A 17,922-nucleotide genomic window follows, 5' to 3' on the forward strand; every position below is an offset into this window, starting at 1 on the left:
TTGAAAAATCTAGCTTTTTTAAATTAAATCGCAGACGACAAAAAATCTAAAAAGTAATGCTGAGTTAATTAGGGTAAAATTGAATTACTTTTTCTATTTTTGTGTGATAGTAAATTCGAACGGAGCAATTTGAGTTACAAAATCACTAGACATTCCTTCAAATTGCAATTTGAAGCTACTAATATCGGGAGCCATTGGCTTAAATACTAAAACACCTTCTGAAGTTACCCCAGGGGCGATATCGCTTTGTAATTTAGGATAATTAGCTTCAAAATTATCCTCTACATCAAGTTGCCTTTCCCCTTCAATAATTCTCGTTTTATGTGTAAATAGTGAGATGTCGTTTTTTCTTTTATTTTCTACTGAAACATATACACGCGTCTCTTGTTCAGCAATTTCCACTTTATGTACTTTGACAACAAAACCTTTATGATTTTGTTCTTGATTTACTTCTATTGTTTTTATCGCAGGGTATAAATCTGTATAAGTAGCTTTTTCGATGCTTGTAGCATCAATTAATGGCGCTACAATTTCAGCACCGAATGCATTTTGGCCTGTGAACTTATCTCGAATGGTTCCTATAACATGAATCAAATCCCCATTTTTCACATCAAGGTTTGGATCACCGTATGAAATAATTGTATTTCCTGTTGAATTCTTGGGGTCAGCCCATGCTTGTATAAACGTACCATCAGCATTTCTCTCTACATCCGTGAATACTTTTCCGTAATATTCAACTTGTCTCCCTTTAAATGGTGTTGGATCGGAAAAAGCTTGCTGAAATTCCTGGGCGGTGAGTGGAGTGGTTGGTTGTTGTGTCTGTTGCGGCATAGAAACTTGTTCTTGTTTAGTTTCTCCACAAGCCGTAAAGACAATAGAGAGAACTGCTAACCCTCCTAATAAGAGTGCTCTTCTGTTTTTCATTTAGAAATTTCTCCCCTTTTATATATTTTTTTAAAGTTAATAACTCACTAAAATGTAATACATTTCTTATTGAAAATGCTATGTTTTCAGTCGTATCTTTTAGCGTGATAAATTAACAAAAAAAGGACGTGTCTTTGTGAGAAGACAACCACTAGGAACCTTCATAAAAGAGCGAAGGAAAAGGTACAAGAAAACACAGCTTGAGGTTAGCAGGTTTGTCGGTATCTCTTTGAAAAGCTACAGGCGCATTGAAAACAATAAAAGTATACCGAAACAAGAAACATTGATATTAATTTGCCGCGCTTTGCGGATCGATACATCCGAAATAAAATGGCTCTATTTATATGCGATACGAAGTGAGATTCAGCTTTTAGAGTTGGCTAACCTATATTTTTCCCGCGGCGAATTCAAATTTGCTCTTTGTGTCATGTCCCGTTTTTTTGCGTTGTCGAAAGCGAAAAAGAAAAAGCACTTCATCACCATTGGTTTATTTTTATTGATGAAATGGGACTTGTATCGCGGAGAAGTCCGAAAAGAAATGGCCCGTTACGCTTGTGAACAGGCCGAAAGTCTGACAAAAAAACAACTCCTATTATTGATTAAAACCGTTTTTATGCCTAAAAAGCAAAAAAATCGTTCGACAAATAGATTCTTATTTTGACTTTTTTTGTCGTTTTTTGTCGCAATTAGTACCTGTATGGGGTATTTTTGGAACATCGGGTACTTTTTTGCATGTTACTATAGCAGTAAGCTGATCAGCCTACTGCTTTACTTTTAATAAATATATGTAGTAACTGTTTATGTTGCTTTCATGAAAGCGCAGTATTACAATTAAATTGAAATAAAAGAACATTTGTTCTCATTATAGATCGGGTTCAATATTAAAAACGGGAGGAACATGAAAATGGAAAAATTGAACTATAGACAGCAGGCTATACTCGATTACATAAAAAAATATACTTTAGACAAAGGGTATTCGCCTTCAATTAAGGAGATCGGTGAAGCTGTCGGCCTCGCTTCTAGTTCTACGGTTCATGGCCATCTGGCTCGATTAGAGAAAAAAGGATTGATTAAACGCAATCCGTCAAGTGCACGTGCTATTGAAATAATAGATGAAAAAAAGCGGTGCGCAATTTTTGCGTGGGACAACGATACGGATTTATACTATATGCATGATAACGGCATGATTGATGAGAGAATAGCAAAAGGAGATACGGTGATTGTACGACGTGGGTATGTAGATGACGGGGACATTGCGTTAGTGTCGTTGTATGGCCGGAAAATGGTACGGCGAATATATCGACAGGGCAAAGAGCAGCTACTGGAGGCAGAGAGTAAAACTGAACGTTCTATACTTACCAGTGAGGCTAAGATAATCGGAAAAGTAGTTGGAGTATTTAGACTGTTTGAAGATGAGGTAATTAATATGTAAAGGGGCAGGAAGAACGTGACAGAGAGAGATAAAGTTCAACAGGTTCCTGGTGTTTTACAGGAAGATTACGAGGATATTCCAAACGAAGTTATCACTTTACTGTGGGATGTATTTTCACGGAGAAATGAACATGAAAAAGCAAAAGAATTTGAGGAACAAATGATGAGCCGTTCCATTTAGTGAACGGCTCTACGTGTGCCGTGTATCGCGTCTTATGATTTCAAGAGTTAATTGAGCTTGTCGAATAATCGCTTCCCGTTCTTCTGGGGAACTGGAACGATATATATCCAACCACTTTCTGAATTCTTCTTCATCCGATTTATTAATATCTTCATTCGAATCTTCTTTTTCAGGGGTATCTGTTCTCCCTAAAAGATAGTCAATCGATACACCGTGGAAGTCGGCTATTTTTTGAAGCGTCTCGTGGTCGGGTTGACTTCTTTCGTTCTCATAATGAGAATACCTTGCACGCGATAAACCTATTTGTTTCGCGATTTCCTCTTGAGTGCGTTTTCCTCGCAACTCTTTTAAGCGTTTTCCAAGCAAAGAAAACACCTCCATAACTTTAAATCAAAACCGAAAAATCGACTTAAGTAAACATAGAAAATGCATTGACTTAAGTGTATACCTGTATCCCATTATAGATACAAGATGTATCATTTTAAACAAATGATAAAATTTGTATCAAAAAGTGTTGACGATACGTTTTGTATCACATATAATCAAATTAACGATACGAAATGTATCAAAAAATCTCAAACGAAGATTGCGAGGTGAAATAATGAAACGAGAAAGACTTACCAATGAACGACTTAATAGAAAATGGTCCAGAAAACATGTTGCTAATATTCTTGGTATCTCAGAGATTTTTGTAAGAAAAATTGAGAATGGTCAAAGAAATCCTGGATTAGAAACGATGCTAAAGTTTGAAAAACTTTACGGAGTAAGTTCTAAAAAACTTTTTCCTGATCTTTTCCAGATTAACTTTGATACAAAACGTATCAAAAAGCGGTTAGCATAAGCTGATTATATTCGAAAATGTATCAAAATATAATACTTCACTTTTTTCCAAGTAAACTCTATCCACCTAAAAACAAAGTACGAACTATGATAAAGCAGAAAAACTAGGTTGGTAGAGAATGTGGGAATATAAGTTCGATGTATAGAAATTCTGCGTATCTATTGCTTTTAAAAAAACGCGCGTGCTACATACATGCGCAACATCGACTGATTATTCTGAATTAATTATGTATCAAACGGAATTACTGTTCTTTCAAAACTTAATAAGGAGGTTATCAAGTGTCTGCTTTAGCTGTATTCAGTGTAACTGATATCGCCGTTGTCCTTGGCATTGCCAACCTTCAAGGTAAACCTCACAGCAGACTGGTTTCAGCAATAATTTCTGATATCGGAATCTCGCCAGTCGAGAAACGTGGTGATAAACGTTTCTACGATGAATCATCTATCGATAGCGTCCGACGGTGGTTTTATCACGAAGTAGGAATCGACTTTGAAAAACCTGTTAAAGTGGGACGGCGTTATTTCAATGCCAGGTACTTACCAGAGGACGACGGCCTTTCATTAACTGATCTTGAAGAAATTGTAGCATAGCTACTTGTGACAAAGCATTAATCAAATGGCACAGATAAGGAGTGTGAAACATGAGTTTCGGCACAAAGCAAAGAGAAATAAGGGAAGCTGCCGGAATCACACAGGAAGACTTCGCTAAACAATTACATCTAAGTCGGTCGGCTGTGGGGATGGCAGAAAGGGAACAAAGAAAGATGCCAATACAAGTGCTTGGTAAGGCAGTAGAAGTGATGGATGACGGTTTGTATGCAATGGCAGCAGCGCAAGAAGTTATCGGCTACAGTTGGATACCGATATTGGACGGTCCTAACGTTGATTTACATCGTGCAAGTGTAGCAGCAAGAACGAATAAAGAAGTTCGCGAGTTTTTAGAAGCGATGGAAGACATTTGTGTAGCGAATCCTCCACACAGCATATCTGAACACGACAGTGCCAAATTGGATGAGGCACTTGATGAAGCTGCTGATGCTGTAGTGGCATTACTTCACTACATCGCAATCATTTGCAGGGAATACAAAAAGTCTTGGCGACGCGTTTGGATCCGGATTTATCAAAAGTTCAAAGCAAAAGGATACATCAAATGAGGTGATTTTGATGGACGAGCGTAGTAAAAGAATCCAGTTCGAACGGATGCAAGGTGAATGTTTGTTTGGAGAAATGGTCAATTCGATTAAAGATTACGTTCACCAGTACTTCTTACTGTATCGTAAGGTTCCAGGATTGGATGAAGTATTGGTAGATGCAGATTATATCGGCACTTCACCCCATTTGTTTTTGGAGGAAATCAGAAAGGTTTGGCCGGAAGCAGCATTTCGTGTAGTGTACAGAATTCGGCAATTGTTACAGGTTGCTCAAATCGAATATGAAGGGGAGAAAAGTGCATGAAACTCGTTTATGTTAGTCGGTTAATGAAAGCAAGTGAGGTAAGAGAAGCTTGCGAAAATGTTAAGCAAATGCCGGATGTGTATTTCGTAGAAACATCAGAACAAAAAGAAAAAGCTGCCAGAAGTGCTGGTAACACTCTGACAGCGTAACAAGTTGGTTTTAAGTAATCATATCGGAAAACTTAATTCTTGGCAAGTCCTTTTCTTGGACTTGCTATGGAGCGCACAAGTGTCTCGATGCCGGGGCGGTACCGGCACGCTCCACCCATGAAATCTCCACTTCCTAACTTGGGGTTATATTCCCCGAATTCTTTCGGCCTAATAGCTTAACTGGTAAAGCGCCGGACTTTTAATCCGGAAGATGCTGGTTCAAGTCCGGCGAGGGCCACCAATTCAAAAAGAAGTAGGTTTCAACATGGGGAGGTGACTACATTGCAATTCAATATCGACCTCGGAAAGCCTTTCGACCGAATCGCATTTGTGAATGAAAGAGATAAGGCTGAAAAGATGATTTCCGAGGGGTGTTTTCCTGTTTGGGAACCAAATGCCGTTACGTTAAAAGGTGCTCAACTACCTAATGTATCACCTTACTTTATTCTTGTGTTTGATACGAGGAAGGATAGATAGGTTCTCCTTTTTCCCTAGGCCAAGCAACTGAATAGAAGGGAGCGCCTACTATCTCTACTTCACCAAGGATTATCCATCCTAATTCATTAAATTCTTTTACACTTTTCATTACTTCGTCGTAGTCACCGTACAAATTGAAATTATGGATATGGGAATACAAACTCATTAGATTCACCTCATCTTGTTCTGGACTGGGAAGAACGTAGCCGGCCAAAGCAAATGTTCTTCATCATTCCACAATTCGACAGGATAAATGGAAAATCCTACATCTGGGCTTATGCCCGATTCTCTGACCAACCAGATAGGCTGGCATCCGGTTCAAGTCCGGTAAAGGTCACCATCCATAGGGGATGCAAAAATTTGATGAAGGAGCGTGAACATCTCCCATCTTTCCTGCTCCAAATCAAAATAATATTCACCGTATCCCCTAATTTAAACATCTAAGCGAGTACATACGGCGCAGCCCAGGAGCTGCAGTACCAGCGTAGAGGTAAGGGGCGCTGGATCGCTAAAAGGAGGTGAGTTCCTTGGAAGAAATGTATATCGGTTTTACCTGCGCTATCGCTGATATTCATGCATTATTCGGAGGTGAAGAAGAGTGATCGAGAACCAATGCCCCAAATGCAAACTGATCGGTGTAGGTGTCACTGATAAATGGGGACACATCATCCAATGCAATTGCATCCCGTCCGGAAAAACGTGCAAGGATTGTAAATTTGAATCCATGTGTCTTTTAGAGCAAGTTATCGATGGTACTGAAAAGGATGGGCTTTGCAAAATTCCGTTCGAGAGAGGATTTGCCGAACCTGGTCAATTCTCATACCGGGAACTCGTTCAAATGGAATGGGATAAGGAAGCCAAGGCAGCAGAAGAAAAGCAGAAGAGGGAACAAGCTGAACTGGAGGCAAAACAAAAGCGTGCTCTGCTGGCACAGAACACGCACGTTTACACTGAACAAATGATTATTGAGTTTATTTTACCATACAACCTACGGAAAATCTACAAAACTTTGCCCCCAGGGATGACGGAAGAAGAAGCGATTGAGCGTACAAAACCCAAATATCCACTTGATGTTTTTCTGAAAGAAGCAGATAGCCCGGAACAAGGCGCTCGAATGTATTTGGACATGTTATGTCCGAGTTGGAAAAGGGACATAGGACAGCCGGTACCTGAACGGACGAAGAAGATACTTGAATATTACGAAATGCAGGTGAAGGTAAATGAGAGTGCTTAACCTAGCAGAAGAGTTTCATCCAGTTCCTAAGCCTTCATTTAAGCGCAGCAGGCCCAAACGTAAAAGTCGCTCGGAATTCTCTGCATCTGTACGCCAGAAAATCGATAAACGAGACGGAAAGTACTGCCAAGAATGTGGTAATCCAAATGCTCCTGAAATGCATCATGTAATGCCACGGGGCCGAGGTGGCCGGGGAGTAGTAACAAACGGACTCCGTCTTTGTGTAAGCTGCCACGACAAAATACATGAAGATGCTCAGTTAATGAGTAAATGGCAAGGTATCTTTGAATGGAGATTCGGACCGGATTATTACAAAGATGAATGGGATGTGAAGTAAATGGATAAACAAATTGTTCACTGGCGTGTCGATGTCGAGAGTAAATACTCTCCTATGGTGATTTGCACTCAAAAAGGCTGGAGATTTGATGCAGGCATAAAAATCATGATTTGCGATGTGGAGTTTTACGCAAATCCTAGCTTAGAAGAAGTAATCCCAGGTCTTTATGTTTGGCGAATTACAGATGGGATGACAGGAGCGAGAGTATTCGAATCAGAGCCTGTCCCGGAAGAAGAAGTGGATGCATATCTTGAAGATCTGGTTTTCCAATTTTCCGTCCATCTCGCCACACGATCAAACGGTGACATTAACGTCATTAAGTCCAAGTGTCAAAAAGTTTTAGCTGAATACGAAGAGCGATTTGGCAAAAAGCCTGAAACGTTTCCAGAAGAATTTCTCAAAAAAGTTGAACAGATGAACGCTATTACGCTGCAAACTGGCGAAATCGTTCATTAGGTAGGTGAACAACATGGAAGCTCTTAGGCAGGACGAGAAAAAGCTGCCGGAATTCCTCCGGACTAACTTACAGCAGATCTTTTGGTACCAACAACAAATTAAAAATACACCGGAAGATGATTATGTAGAGCGCATTAACTTAATGGCTAAAATGCTAGTCTTTATCGGTCGGGTAGCTGCTTACTGTAAAACGGAAGCAAAAGCCAAATACATCGAACGCAAGCGAGTATATTGGCAAACATATCAAACGGCACCAAAGCCAAAGGAAATGCACGCTAACTTAGCTGTTATCGATCTTCGAGAAGAAGAGCTGGAATGGTTCGGTATGTCAGAACGTTGGAATAACGCATTCATTACGGTTCGAGAAGAAATCAATGCATTGAAATATAAACAGCGCTTGGAGTTTGAAGACGGTTCAAGCAGGATCAATCGTTAATTTCATAAAAAGCGAGGTCAATAAAATGGTTACGGAAAAGCAATTGTTCGGTAAAAAATACAGCTTCAAACATATCGAAATTAAGGTCATCGAAAAGGATGAAAAAGACAACGTACTCGTTTTCTCGGCATCATTCGTCACAACTGCACTTCCAGGCCGGATGAGTGACGGACACATTGAGATCAATCGTACACTCTGGGATCAAAGCTCTCCTAAACGTCCTCCTGGTTATTGGAACCTTGGAAACATGGAAAAAGACGGAGTAATGACTTGCTACTTTGCAGCAGATGAATGGATTGATAATACGCCAGGTGATGTACAACTTGCGAAACAAAGAGAGTGGGGTATTAAAAAGTAAATTTCATAAGCAGGACGGCAATATGCCGTTCCTGTCCTAATAGATAGTATCCAGCTTTCATAAAGGGGATTTCCTATGAAAAAAAGACAACTTAAAAAGATTTTTAAAATAGTCGCCAGGCAAATAAACAGTGGGAATTTTACAAAGTTAAAACCTGTTTACTTCCGCACCATAGATAAGGCTATTTATAACTTTCTTAGAAAAAGGTACATTAATGAGTTTCGTCCTTGGTGGTACGAAGATGACGTCCGTTGGCGCGAACTAGATTTAAAAACAGAGCTTAGCAAATATCATGACCGTTGGGTTAAAGACTTTGAAGAATGGTCGGGAATCAACATGGATTTGTATGCGAAGTATTTTTGGCTTAATCACAAATGAATACTCATATAGGCAGGAGATACCTATATATACTCCTGCCTTAATAGAAAGGGAGAGAATGATGGACTTAAATAAACTCGTTAATGATAGTTTGGGAAAAATTCAAGCAGAAGGATTTGTTGAACAAGTCGTCGAGGAACAGCTCAAAAAAACAATCAAGAGCATCGTACATGATGTACTGCGTGAATACAGTGATTTCGGAAAGAACCTGAAAAAACAGGTTGAATCCCAGTTAAACATCAACCTTGATAAGCTGAATATCGCTTCTTATAACCTAATGGTCCTCAACGCAGTCAAAGAAAAGCTGGATGAAGCTATGTACCTGCAAGGGATAGAAAAGATTAAAGCTGATATGGATGAAATTCTGGGAACGTCAAAAAACGAGTACAAGTTATCTGAGCTTATTGAGAAGTTAAAGAATGATGCACTTGAATATGAGGACGATCTACGCGGGGAAGAAATGTCGTTCCATATTGAGCCTGGAAGCTCACTTACATTCATCTCTTTTGATAAAGAACCGGATAAACATAGGTATGAATGCAAATACAGAATTTCAGTTGATAAAGAAGGCAAGCTAATTAGCGTAAAAATTGGCGGTATGGAATTTAAAAATAATGTCATCATGGGTGGTCTGTATGGAATCGAAGCAACGCTATTCAAAATGTATACCCAAGGCTCCAAACTCATCATCGATGAAGATGAAGTGGATACCTACTACCCAGAAGAGTGGGAGGACTAGATTCGGGGTAATATCGGCGGGGCAGTTCGATGCTGTCCCGGCCTTATAGAAAGAGAGGGAGACAATTGAAAAACGGTAAGAACCCAAAAAGAAAGCAAAAATTAGCCATTTCAAAAGCTTGTTTAAATCCGGATAACTGGCTAATAACAAAAAGCCTTCCGAATGAGCTGCATATCGTACACCGAGAAACAGGAACAAAGAGAATTATACCAGCTTAGGGGTTGATATAGTGAGCGTTTATCGCGTTAAGAAAGAAAAAGACTATGTTGCTATCCAGAAAGTGGCGCTGAGAGATAAAGAGCTCAGTTGGAAAGCGAAAGGCATACACACCTATATGTTATCGCTACCGGATGATTGGACATTTCATATCGAAGAAATAGCCACACACGCGAAAGACGGAGTTGATAGCCTTCGAGCCGGATTAAAAGAACTTAAAGAAAAAGGGTACTTGCAACGCTACCCGGTTAAAGAAAACGGAAAAATCGTCCGTTGGGAAACGCATGTATTTGAAACGCCACAGATTCCAGAAGTGGAAAAACCACTTATGGAAAAGCCACATGTGGAAAATCCAGAAGTGGAAAAACCACAAATGGAATCGCCACATGAGGCAAATCCCATGCTACTAAATAATGATCTTGAACTAAGTAATGAATTAACTAAGAAAGATAGATTGATAGATAGTGAGATACAGGCGCACGCGCAAGAACAATTACCTTCAAAACCAGAATCAAAAGGCGACGGGATGCCGATTACCGTTTCTGGTGCCGTCCAGGAAGAAATATCGCCAGCAAATTGGTTCGGGATTGTCGAAGAACGTTACTTGCAGCGTAGAGGTTCAGGGGTTTGCATAAGCGCTCGGGACGGACAGCAAATCACTAGCATCATTCGTGAAGGCATTCCACTCGAAACCATTCTGACTGGTATTGATAGAGCCTTTGAAACAAAAGAGAAAAGCAAAGAGTATGACGGAGACACAATCCGCTCATTCGCATACTGCGCAAAAGTGATTCGCCAGCTCCACCATGAACAAAATATCCGGGCGCGCGCCGCCGCTGACCTACAAGGTTATACGCCAGTACAACCAAAACAACCGATTCCAAACGACCTGGTAGCACCAAACAACCAGGAAGTAGATGCAGAACTGGAAGAACTTCTCGCCCAAATGGAGGAGGGGGATGAATGAACCACTTTGCAGCAGTTGTAAAGCAAATGGTACCGGCAGAAAGAAGGGAAAACATCTTTGAGCGATTTCAAGAGATTTCGAACCAAATCGAACAGCATCCGGCTGTGAAGGAACTCCGGAAGAAGTGGCCGCGACCGATCGGCAGACCGGACTACTTCGGTCCAATCAAACTTGAACAATACGCTAGAGAGCGTGATAACTGCCAGAACTGCCCGGGATTGGAACGATGCCCGAATCAAATCCCTGGATACTTCCCGGTGCTTGATGAAAAGCTCCCAGCCCTCACAAACGTTCCTTGCTCCGAAAAGCAAGCAGAAATGAAGCGCAGCGAGTTATCAGCCCGAATCAAAAGCCAGTACATCAAGCCTCATATCTTGAATAGCACGTTTAAGCAGCTGATAGAAGAAGGAGATCCAGAACGGAAACCAGCACTGCTGGCAGCCATGAAATTCTGCGAAAACTTCGAAGCAGGAAAGACATACCGAGGGTTATATCTATATGGACCGATGGGGCGCGGAAAAAGCTGCCTTGCCGGAGCGATGGCGAACCGATTAGCACAGCGCGGTGTTGATGTCCTGATGGTATATGTGCCGGACTTTATCCGGGAGATTAAGGATGCTATTAAGACAAATGAGGTAGAGGAAAAGGTTGCGGCGATGCGAGAGGCAACGGTATTGATTCTCGACGATATCGGGGCAGAACAATTAGGAACCTGGACACGAGATGAAATACTAGGCCCGATTTTACAGGAGCGGATGGAAGCGCGGCCGACCGTCTACACATCGAATCTCACGCTGCAGCAACTTGAATCGCACCTGGCTAACGTGGCGAAGGAGAAGGATAAAGCTATCGGCGCTCTCAATGCAGAGCGGATTATGGAACGGATTGAACCATTTGTTGATGTAGTACAAGTACTTGGCCGTAACTGGCGCAGGGAGGGGAAGTAAATGAAGAGTTCATGCATATGCGGTGGCACAGGAATCGTATCGGACGAGCGTGCTTATGGGGTAATGTTTAAGCCTTGCTATTGTGAAGCGGCTGAAGAACTGCAGCGCAAAGTTAACGCGGAGTTGGCGGAGATGTTAGTGAATATCCGAGATAAGAAACGGAAGCAATCAGCATGAACAGCTTACTTCCTGATCTTCCACCTATTGAGGAACAAGGAAAGAAGAAACGTGGACGTGGTGTTACTACAGCAGAGAAACCACAAAAGGAATCGAAGCAGAAACCAGCTGGGGAGCGCCCGGGCGTGTGCGAATGTGGCAGTGGAAAATTCAGCTTATCTATAAAGTCTGGTGTAATGACTAGGACATGTAAGAACGAGGAATGTGGTCGTAAAACAGTGGTGTAGAGGAGGTAAAGGTTGGTGAAAGCATTTAAGGTTTATGACATGGATCGAATGGGATATGACGGCGGGGTTAAATATTATCGGAGACAAAGGGATGCAGAACGAGATTTTTATGATCGGGTAAGGAACAACATCAAACACCTTCCATTGGCAAGCAAAAATGATTTTGATGGTGGGCGTCCTTGGAAAATAACGAACAAACATTGGATAAATGGAAACGTCATTTTGGCAGCTTCATTTAACTATTGGGAAGACTCCTGGACTGATTGTGGAACGGAATACGACATAGAACGCATAGAATTTGCAGACGAGCTGAAGTAATCGGGAACCGATTTGAGAATCCGGAACTATTGGAGGAACAAAATGTCTGAACCTATTCACTTCACGATATACGGAGAACCAGTAGCCCAGGGGAGGCCAAGGGCAGGAAAGATTCAGCGCGGTAGATTGCGCGGAAAGACGATACTCTACGATCCGGAAGAGTCACGCGACTATAAAACATATCTAAAACTTGCTGCATCACAACAAGCGCCAGAAAAGCCGTTGGAAGGACCGTTACAACTTGTCGTACATATTTATCGGTCTATGCCAAAAAGGTTCAGCAAAAAGAAAAAAGCAGCGGCAGAAGCTGGGGAAATCCGGCCAACAACTAAACCGGATGCAGACAATTACCTAAAAGGTGTGTCGGATGCCCTTAACAAGATTATTTGGCAAGATGACTCGCAAATCGTCTCAGCTACGGTAGAGAAATGGTACAGTGAACAGCCGAGAATTGAGGTTATCGTAACCAAACTGACGGAAGGCGAAATAGCATGACAATGATTCGATTGCTTGAAAAAACACTTAAATCACTTCGAATTCGAGCAAAAAGCGCACACAACATCGATGAAATTCAACACTCTATTGGCTTGATCGAAGGATATCTTTCAGATTATCGCGGGAGTGGTGAATATGTCGGAAAGAAATACGAACGGCAACGGAATGTTGCTGTTTAATGGACAGCCGGTTGAAAAAGCACTGAATGACCTGCTGTTCTCGAAGTCGCAAGCTCAGGTATATACACCGGAACCGGCACCGAAGTCTTTACAAGAACAAATGATAGAGCGGATAGAAAATAAAATAGCACGGCTACGCTATCTTATGAATCGCACTCGTAAGCGTCGAAAGAAAAGAAAACTTGCGTGGAGAGTAGTTGCTTTGTGTGAAATAGCAGATGCCATGAAAGAGGCAGCAGGGTGAAATGAAAGCAAAACAAATAGTGATGGATCTTGGGGATTTACCCATTGAGAGGCCTAGGAATAAAAAAGAGCTTGTCTGCGGCGGTTGTATACACTTCCCTTTCACCGGTAAGCAAGTACAACTATGCAAGAAAGTAGGTTGGCGGGTAGCGGCAACTGATGGGGCTTGTATTCATTACAAGCGGCGGCCAAAGAAAAGAACATCCAGTCCTGCAAAACAAACCATACTCCCACGGGAGATGTGGAAGGAATGCCAAGAATGCGGCAGATGGCTAAAAACAAAAGAAAGTATTGAGCGAGGTATAGGCCATGGATGCCAGCGGAAGAGAGAGAAGGAGAAGAAGTCATGAGAACAATGGATGACATAACCGAAATAAAAATTGCTTTCATGGCATGGGGCGGAATGTACGGAAAAGGCATTTATGAAGTTCGATACTATTTTGACGGTCTGATAGGACAACGCACTTTTAATTCAGTTATCGTTCCCGTATCTGTTTTCAAAGAGAAAGGTCTTGTGAGAAGAATTGACCATCATAAAAAGGCTGATGAATGGCTTAATACAGCTGAAGGGAAACGCTGGCTAGTTGAAAATTACCTGCAAGGGGAGGTAGCAGTATGAATTTAACTCCGCTTTTTGAAGCACAACGTATTCTTGATGAACGAATCGTAAAGGAGAAAGGGTTAGAAGGTAAGGATTTGCTACCAAAGAAAATCCTCTCTCTCCAAGTAGAATTAGGAGAACTTTGCAATTGTTGGCGTGGTTTTAAGTTTTGGAGTAATGACCAGGAACCGAGAACAAAGAAAGTAATTAATTCTGTTGTTTGTGTTCCCTTGCGTGAGGTTAATCCACTTCTTGAAGAATATGTAGACTGCCTACACTTTATTTTGTCGATTGGATTGGAGTTAGGACTTAATAAAGACAAAGATTTTGAAATGGTTATTGGATTGAAAGAGAAAACGATATTAGAACAGTTCGCTTCACTCTTTAAATTAACGGTGTTAATCAATAATGGGCATTACGAGAATTATTATGATTTGACTAATTGCTTCTTTGGCCTTGGTGAAATGCTCGGCTTTACCTGGGAGCAGATAGAGCAAGCCTACATGGATAAAAACAAGACGAATCACTTAAGACAGGAGCAGGGATACTGATGGCCCGTAAGGATACAGCGCCTGGCGCAGCTTATATGACAAAAGAAAGCCGTAGCATCTACACAGCATGTGAAGACTATGACTTCTGCTGGGACAGAAAAGAAGTAATACGATTCCGGGAGATGTGGGAAGCAGGCGCAGATTTAATGGATATAGCGAAAGAACTTGGTCGTCATGTAAATGAAGTAGCTATATTGGTCATTGACCAAGCTGAGAAAAAGAAAATAGGAATGCATGCAAGTAAAAGGATTTTGGGACAGGCTGTATAGCGTAATACGGCGATATTGCGAAAAGAGGTGTAATGCCTTGAATAAAACTGAAAGATCCATGCTATTTGAACTGTATAACTTGGCAGGTCAAGTTCCTAATATCCGCAATAACATGGATGCTTCCGCTGTTACTAGCCAGCGTTGGGATTTAATGGAGCAATCCGGTTACTTAAACAGTTTGCTTTACAGTTTCCTTCAATATGCTCAACCACTCGAATATTTCGATGGAAACAAAGAGGACAAAGATCAGTTCAAAGAAGAGTTTTACGTTGAGTTAAGTGATTTCAAAGAATTTATTGAGACTCGAAAAAAAGAAAACTGGCAGCAACAAACAGATTACAGATATAAATACGCTCGCGGCGGTTGGTGAGTTTTCGCAATACAGCCTTTAAACGAAAAGGAGGATGCTAATGAAAGAGATTGTTTTTATTGAGAACGACCGTGTTGTTACGGATAGCTTGATGATTGCGGAAACTTTCGGAAAGCGACATGATAGCGTACTTCGAGACATCGAGAAACAAATCGAAAAGCTGCTTGAAGCTGGTGAAGGAGAATTTTCACTCCACAACTTTGCGGAGTCAACTTATACCAACGAACGCGGGCGACAGTACAAGAAATACTTGCTGACAGAAGAAGCATTTGCGCTTGTCACCATGTCATATGTAACGGTTGAAGCAATGAAGTTTAAGGTTAGGTTCATTGAAGAATTCAAACGCATGAAGCAAGAGTTGGAAAAACGGACTCATCGACTACCAACAACATATAAAGAAGCTCTGCTGCAGCTAGTGGAACAAGTTGAAAGAAACGAGCAGTTGGAAGCCAAAACACTCATGCTTGAACAGCAAGTGGCGGAAAGCGCACCGAAAGTAACATACTACGATCTGATTCTTTCCTCTACCGGAACAGTAAATATTACGCAAATCGCGAAAGACTACGGTCTTTCTGGTAAACGACTAAATGAAATTCTTCATGAAGAAGGTGTGCAGTATAAGATGAATGACCAGTGGTTGCTGTACCACAAATACCAGGACAAGGGCTATACCAAGTCGCATACACACATGGACGGTAATGGAAAAGCTCGCTTGCATACGAAATGGACTCAAAAAGGAAGGTTGTTCATTCACCAACTTCTCGACAAGCGCGGCATCACGGCGCTGGTAGACAGGGAACATGCGGAAGCGAATTAAAAAAAGAGCCGGGTGAAAAACTCGGCCAAATAAAATACACCCTTAAGAAATGCAGTGCCCTAGTTGCGATCTAGGGCAAGTTAAATAATAACACAGTAAACGGTACTGATGAAATATAAAACATATGGGAACAGGAAGGGGAACGTTATGGATCAAATCACATATCAACGCAGTGTAATTGCTGAAGAAATGTACGAGTCCGAGCGAGAGAAAATAATCACTCTTTCATTAAAGAATGCTCGTAGACCTAAAAAGAAGGATGCGAACAAACAATCTGATAAGGAGAAGCGAGCATGATTATAAATAAAACGTTATCCAATTTAGGAGGAAATGTAGAGTACGAAATCTTCTTCGGTTTCGAATGTGAGTGCGAAGATGGTGGATTGCTCGAATACGAGAAATTTACCAACCTGACGGAATTATTAGAAGCTGTCAGCCCGGATAAGGTAGAGGAGATCCGAAGCCATTATGATGCAGTAGAAGTGAAAATTACCGGAATTTCCTTCAATACTGCTACGGAAGACAGGGAAGCTGGAGTTAGTGTAATGATTGGTGAAAAGGTACAGGGATGGGTTACTGCAAAATTTGATAACAAAGATGTGGAAAGTTGTCTGCTTGCTAACTTAGAGAAGGTCAAGCGGATTATCGATAATACGTTAAATGAGTATCCAGTTCAATATTAGGAGGTACTCATGCAGCAAATAACCATATTTGAAATCGAAGAACAACCTTTTGTTCCGGATCCCAACAAAACTTACTCTCCAGGAGAATTAAGTGCTATGGGGATTGAATGGACAATGGAGGATGCCCGACGTTGGGAAAATGAAGTATGGAAAGTCTATCATCGGGAATGGAAAAAGAGAAATTTCATTAACTGGTTTAAAGCGATAGATATTTACAAATCGGAGCGTGACGGAAAATGAATGCGGTAATGTTTTCGAGCGCGTCGGATGAATGGCCCACTCCCCAGAGTTTTTTTGACGAACTTAATCGCGAATTTAACTTCACGCTTGACCCGTGCGCTACACATGAGAATGCGAAGTGTCCGGAGTATTTTACAAAAGAAAATGATGGGCTTGCACAGGATTGGTCGGGACATGTGGTATTTATGAATCCTCCATATGGAAGAGAAATCGGTCAATGGGTTCGCAAAGCATATGAGGAAAGTGTAAAGGGTGCAACAGTGGTTTGCTTGCTTCCGGCGCGTGTCGATACACGTTGGTTCCATGATTATATCTATCATCGTGCTGAAATTCGATTTATAAAAGGTAGATTGAAATTCGGGGATTCAAAGAATTCAGCACCGTTTCCGAGTATGGTTGTCATCTTTAATCGGTCGGGGGTGAAGATAAATTGAGCCTTCAAAAGAAGCTAGAAAAAGCAAAGCTGGAAGGTGTACGGTTCGGCATGAACAGAGCATGCGACTACTGGGAGGAAGCGCTACGGCGCACTCCTGGTATTGGACCCAAGAGAGCAAAAGCTATACGTGAAACGGTTGAAAGATTAGCCCAAGAAAAGAAAGACAACAGAGAAAGGGAGAAACAACTTGGAAACAAAGAGAGAACCATGCAGCATATGTGAAGGAAAAGGCCGTATATCCGGTCATGAATGTCCCATACAGCAACAGAAAGGGGTAAATAATCAGAGGAGATTAACCTAACACTCTTCATTACGAAATAGATAAGGAAAAAGTTGCAAAAAAATTCCCCTCACCGGAAAAGGGGAAGTAATCCGGGAGGGGAAACGTAGAATACTATGCTCTCTTATTATACCACATATTGAACGGGGGAGCAGAGAATGGCAGGAGTAAAAGAAATCATTCCAAACTTAGCTAAAGAAACAGTAACTATCTCTACAGCAGGAGAGGGAGTAAAAATCATCGTTATAGAAAACGGTCGCGCTGGAGAGATGAATCTCCCGAAATATGGAGAAGTAGTACTTAAAATACATGATGGCAAAATCACGGATAAATATATCACGGAACGTACAAAGGGGCTGTTTAGTTAGTGGATATCGTCGTCACAATCCCTCGTAGGGAATATGCCAATGATGACGCTGAAACAAAGCATATGGAGATAGATACGGATTTGGAGGCGTTTTGGACACTCTCTCGGGTGCCCAGACACCTTCAACCAGGAGATAGAGTATAT

At 41.4% G+C, this 17,922-nt stretch carries 38 protein-coding genes and 1 tRNA gene; 37 read left to right on the top strand and 2 right to left on the bottom strand.

The window, feature by feature from the left end:
- Positions 1-93: 93 nt before the first annotated feature.
- On the bottom strand, positions 94-924 hold the full coding sequence (locus K3F53_RS18930) for a hypothetical protein (RefSeq protein WP_220561124.1): 831 nt from the start codon (positions 922-924) through the stop codon (positions 94-96).
- Positions 925-1,060: 136 nt separating this feature from the next.
- Here K3F53_RS18930 and K3F53_RS19980 point away from each other — a divergent pair, with 136 nt between their 5' ends.
- The 3 genes from K3F53_RS19980 (at position 1,061) to K3F53_RS18945 (ending at position 2,536) form a co-directional block, all read left to right on the top strand.
- On the top strand, positions 1,061-1,585 hold the full coding sequence (locus K3F53_RS19980; protein WP_220561126.1) for a helix-turn-helix domain-containing protein: 525 nt from the start codon (positions 1,061-1,063) through the stop codon (positions 1,583-1,585).
- A gap of 243 nt (positions 1,586-1,828) precedes the next feature.
- On the top strand, positions 1,829-2,356 hold the full coding sequence (locus K3F53_RS18940; protein ID WP_220561128.1) for a LexA family protein: 528 nt from the start codon (positions 1,829-1,831) through the stop codon (positions 2,354-2,356).
- 15 nt (positions 2,357-2,371) lie between these two features.
- Positions 2,372-2,536 carry a hypothetical protein gene (locus K3F53_RS18945; protein ID WP_220561130.1) on the top strand — a complete coding sequence of 55 codons (165 nt, stop codon included), beginning with the start codon at positions 2,372-2,374 and terminating at the stop codon, positions 2,534-2,536.
- Positions 2,537-2,545: 9 nt separating this feature from the next.
- Here the strand turns inward: K3F53_RS18945 and K3F53_RS19825 are convergent, their stop codons facing one another.
- Positions 2,546-2,902 (bottom strand): helix-turn-helix domain-containing protein, encoded by a 357-nt coding sequence (locus tag K3F53_RS19825; RefSeq protein ID WP_220561132.1) that lies wholly within the window; start codon positions 2,900-2,902, stop codon positions 2,546-2,548.
- A gap of 235 nt (positions 2,903-3,137) precedes the next feature.
- On the opposite strand from K3F53_RS19825, the gene K3F53_RS18955 reads away from it, so the two are divergent.
- The 34 genes from K3F53_RS18955 (at position 3,138) to K3F53_RS19115 (ending at position 17,779) form a co-directional block, all read left to right on the top strand.
- A complete protein-coding gene (locus K3F53_RS18955) occupies positions 3,138-3,377 on the top strand; it encodes a helix-turn-helix domain-containing protein (protein ID WP_220561134.1) in 240 nt (79 codons plus the stop codon).
- A 278-nt stretch (positions 3,378-3,655) separates the two neighbouring features.
- A complete protein-coding gene (locus tag K3F53_RS18960) occupies positions 3,656-3,967 on the top strand; it encodes a hypothetical protein (RefSeq protein ID WP_220561136.1) in 312 nt (103 codons plus the stop codon).
- A 50-nt stretch (positions 3,968-4,017) separates the two neighbouring features.
- The gene (locus K3F53_RS18965; RefSeq protein WP_220561137.1) at positions 4,018-4,530 is read left to right on the top strand and encodes a helix-turn-helix domain-containing protein; all 513 of its coding nucleotides are present in this window, start codon (positions 4,018-4,020) and stop codon (positions 4,528-4,530) included.
- Between the two features lie 10 nt (positions 4,531-4,540).
- Positions 4,541-4,831, top strand: a complete 291-nt coding sequence (locus tag K3F53_RS18970; protein WP_220561139.1) for a hypothetical protein — start codon at positions 4,541-4,543, stop codon at positions 4,829-4,831.
- Entirely contained in the window at positions 4,828-4,980 is a 153-nt protein-coding gene (locus K3F53_RS18975) for a hypothetical protein (protein WP_220561141.1), read from the top strand. Before K3F53_RS18970 ends, K3F53_RS18975 begins: the two co-directional genes overlap by 4 nt.
- 165 nt (positions 4,981-5,145) lie before the next feature.
- Positions 5,146-5,221: transfer RNA gene (locus K3F53_RS18980), tRNA-Lys, on the top strand.
- Positions 5,222-5,262: 41 nt separating this feature from the next.
- Positions 5,263-5,457, top strand: coding sequence for a hypothetical protein (locus tag K3F53_RS18985; RefSeq protein WP_220561143.1), 195 nt, complete (start codon positions 5,263-5,265; stop codon positions 5,455-5,457).
- 598 nt (positions 5,458-6,055) lie between these two features.
- Positions 6,056-6,691 (top strand): hypothetical protein, encoded by a 636-nt coding sequence (locus tag K3F53_RS18990; protein ID WP_220561145.1) that lies wholly within the window; start codon positions 6,056-6,058, stop codon positions 6,689-6,691.
- Positions 6,678-7,028, top strand: coding sequence for an HNH endonuclease (locus K3F53_RS18995; RefSeq protein WP_220561147.1), 351 nt, complete (start codon positions 6,678-6,680; stop codon positions 7,026-7,028). Before K3F53_RS18990 ends, K3F53_RS18995 begins: the two co-directional genes overlap by 14 nt.
- Positions 7,029-7,484: a hypothetical protein gene (locus tag K3F53_RS19000; RefSeq protein WP_220561148.1), complete on the top strand. Its 456-nt coding sequence runs from the start codon at positions 7,029-7,031 to the stop codon at positions 7,482-7,484.
- A gap of 13 nt (positions 7,485-7,497) precedes the next feature.
- Positions 7,498-7,920, top strand: coding sequence for a hypothetical protein (locus K3F53_RS19005; RefSeq protein WP_220561150.1), 423 nt, complete (start codon positions 7,498-7,500; stop codon positions 7,918-7,920).
- Between the two features lie 25 nt (positions 7,921-7,945).
- Positions 7,946-8,278 (top strand): hypothetical protein, encoded by a 333-nt coding sequence (locus tag K3F53_RS19010; RefSeq protein ID WP_220561152.1) that lies wholly within the window; start codon positions 7,946-7,948, stop codon positions 8,276-8,278.
- A gap of 75 nt (positions 8,279-8,353) precedes the next feature.
- Entirely contained in the window at positions 8,354-8,656 is a 303-nt protein-coding gene (locus K3F53_RS19015) for a hypothetical protein (protein WP_220561154.1), read from the top strand.
- A gap of 58 nt (positions 8,657-8,714) precedes the next feature.
- The gene (locus tag K3F53_RS19020; RefSeq protein WP_220561156.1) at positions 8,715-9,395 is read left to right on the top strand and encodes a hypothetical protein; all 681 of its coding nucleotides are present in this window, start codon (positions 8,715-8,717) and stop codon (positions 9,393-9,395) included.
- A gap of 29 nt (positions 9,396-9,424) precedes the next feature.
- Positions 9,425-9,613 carry a DUF6906 family protein gene (locus K3F53_RS19985; protein WP_408863360.1) on the top strand — a complete coding sequence of 63 codons (189 nt, stop codon included), beginning with the start codon at positions 9,425-9,427 and terminating at the stop codon, positions 9,611-9,613.
- An 11-nt stretch (positions 9,614-9,624) separates the two neighbouring features.
- Positions 9,625-10,578, top strand: a complete 954-nt coding sequence (locus K3F53_RS19025) for a helix-turn-helix domain-containing protein (protein ID WP_220561158.1) — start codon at positions 9,625-9,627, stop codon at positions 10,576-10,578.
- A complete protein-coding gene (dnaI, locus tag K3F53_RS19030) occupies positions 10,575-11,525 on the top strand; it encodes a primosomal protein DnaI (protein ID WP_220561160.1) in 951 nt (316 codons plus the stop codon). Before K3F53_RS19025 ends, dnaI begins: the two co-directional genes overlap by 4 nt.
- Entirely contained in the window at positions 11,526-11,702 is a 177-nt protein-coding gene (locus K3F53_RS19035) for a hypothetical protein (RefSeq protein WP_175493665.1), read from the top strand. It abuts the gene before it with no gap.
- A 242-nt stretch (positions 11,703-11,944) separates the two neighbouring features.
- The gene (locus tag K3F53_RS19040; RefSeq protein ID WP_220561162.1) at positions 11,945-12,247 is read left to right on the top strand and encodes a hypothetical protein; all 303 of its coding nucleotides are present in this window, start codon (positions 11,945-11,947) and stop codon (positions 12,245-12,247) included.
- A gap of 42 nt (positions 12,248-12,289) precedes the next feature.
- Positions 12,290-12,742 carry a RusA family crossover junction endodeoxyribonuclease gene (locus tag K3F53_RS19045; RefSeq protein ID WP_220561164.1) on the top strand — a complete coding sequence of 151 codons (453 nt, stop codon included), beginning with the start codon at positions 12,290-12,292 and terminating at the stop codon, positions 12,740-12,742.
- Positions 12,739-12,921 carry a hypothetical protein gene (locus K3F53_RS19050; RefSeq protein WP_220561166.1) on the top strand — a complete coding sequence of 61 codons (183 nt, stop codon included), beginning with the start codon at positions 12,739-12,741 and terminating at the stop codon, positions 12,919-12,921. The genes K3F53_RS19045 and K3F53_RS19050 overlap by 4 nt, the downstream gene beginning before the upstream one ends.
- On the top strand, positions 12,878-13,165 hold the full coding sequence (locus K3F53_RS19055; RefSeq protein ID WP_220561167.1) for a hypothetical protein: 288 nt from the start codon (positions 12,878-12,880) through the stop codon (positions 13,163-13,165). Before K3F53_RS19050 ends, K3F53_RS19055 begins: the two co-directional genes overlap by 44 nt.
- Before the next feature lies 1 nt (position 13,166).
- Positions 13,167-13,514: a DUF6011 domain-containing protein gene (locus K3F53_RS19060; RefSeq protein WP_220561169.1), complete on the top strand. Its 348-nt coding sequence runs from the start codon at positions 13,167-13,169 to the stop codon at positions 13,512-13,514.
- Positions 13,511-13,783 carry a hypothetical protein gene (locus tag K3F53_RS19065; RefSeq protein ID WP_220561171.1) on the top strand — a complete coding sequence of 91 codons (273 nt, stop codon included), beginning with the start codon at positions 13,511-13,513 and terminating at the stop codon, positions 13,781-13,783. The genes K3F53_RS19060 and K3F53_RS19065 overlap by 4 nt, the downstream gene beginning before the upstream one ends.
- Positions 13,780-14,316, top strand: coding sequence for a dUTP diphosphatase (locus K3F53_RS19070; protein WP_220561173.1), 537 nt, complete (start codon positions 13,780-13,782; stop codon positions 14,314-14,316). Before K3F53_RS19065 ends, K3F53_RS19070 begins: the two co-directional genes overlap by 4 nt.
- Positions 14,316-14,585, top strand: coding sequence for a helix-turn-helix domain-containing protein (locus K3F53_RS19075; protein WP_246615725.1), 270 nt, complete (start codon positions 14,316-14,318; stop codon positions 14,583-14,585). Before K3F53_RS19070 ends, K3F53_RS19075 begins: the two co-directional genes overlap by 1 nt.
- 37 nt (positions 14,586-14,622) lie before the next feature.
- On the top strand, positions 14,623-14,955 hold the full coding sequence (locus tag K3F53_RS19080; protein ID WP_220561175.1) for a hypothetical protein: 333 nt from the start codon (positions 14,623-14,625) through the stop codon (positions 14,953-14,955).
- A gap of 40 nt (positions 14,956-14,995) precedes the next feature.
- Positions 14,996-15,772 (top strand): phage regulatory protein/antirepressor Ant, encoded by a 777-nt coding sequence (locus K3F53_RS19085; protein WP_091261280.1) that lies wholly within the window; start codon positions 14,996-14,998, stop codon positions 15,770-15,772.
- A gap of 147 nt (positions 15,773-15,919) precedes the next feature.
- Positions 15,920-16,069, top strand: a complete 150-nt coding sequence (locus K3F53_RS19090; protein ID WP_175493664.1) for a hypothetical protein — start codon at positions 15,920-15,922, stop codon at positions 16,067-16,069.
- Entirely contained in the window at positions 16,066-16,455 is a 390-nt protein-coding gene (locus tag K3F53_RS19095; protein ID WP_091261278.1) for a hypothetical protein, read from the top strand. The genes K3F53_RS19090 and K3F53_RS19095 overlap by 4 nt, the downstream gene beginning before the upstream one ends.
- 9 nt (positions 16,456-16,464) lie before the next feature.
- Positions 16,465-16,695 (top strand): hypothetical protein, encoded by a 231-nt coding sequence (locus K3F53_RS19100; protein ID WP_091261277.1) that lies wholly within the window; start codon positions 16,465-16,467, stop codon positions 16,693-16,695.
- Positions 16,692-17,129: a DNA N-6-adenine-methyltransferase gene (locus K3F53_RS19105; protein ID WP_091261275.1), complete on the top strand. Its 438-nt coding sequence runs from the start codon at positions 16,692-16,694 to the stop codon at positions 17,127-17,129. Before K3F53_RS19100 ends, K3F53_RS19105 begins: the two co-directional genes overlap by 4 nt.
- On the top strand, positions 17,126-17,353 hold the full coding sequence (locus K3F53_RS19110; protein WP_091261273.1) for a hypothetical protein: 228 nt from the start codon (positions 17,126-17,128) through the stop codon (positions 17,351-17,353). The genes K3F53_RS19105 and K3F53_RS19110 overlap by 4 nt, the downstream gene beginning before the upstream one ends.
- A 216-nt stretch (positions 17,354-17,569) precedes the next feature.
- On the top strand, positions 17,570-17,779 hold the full coding sequence (locus K3F53_RS19115; RefSeq protein WP_220561177.1) for a hypothetical protein: 210 nt from the start codon (positions 17,570-17,572) through the stop codon (positions 17,777-17,779).
- The last annotated feature ends 143 nt before the right edge of the window (positions 17,780-17,922 follow it).

The sequence above is a fragment of the Aneurinibacillus thermoaerophilus genome (genome assembly GCF_019603355.1).
Lineage (GTDB): Bacteria > Bacillota > Bacilli > Aneurinibacillales > Aneurinibacillaceae > Aneurinibacillus > Aneurinibacillus thermoaerophilus.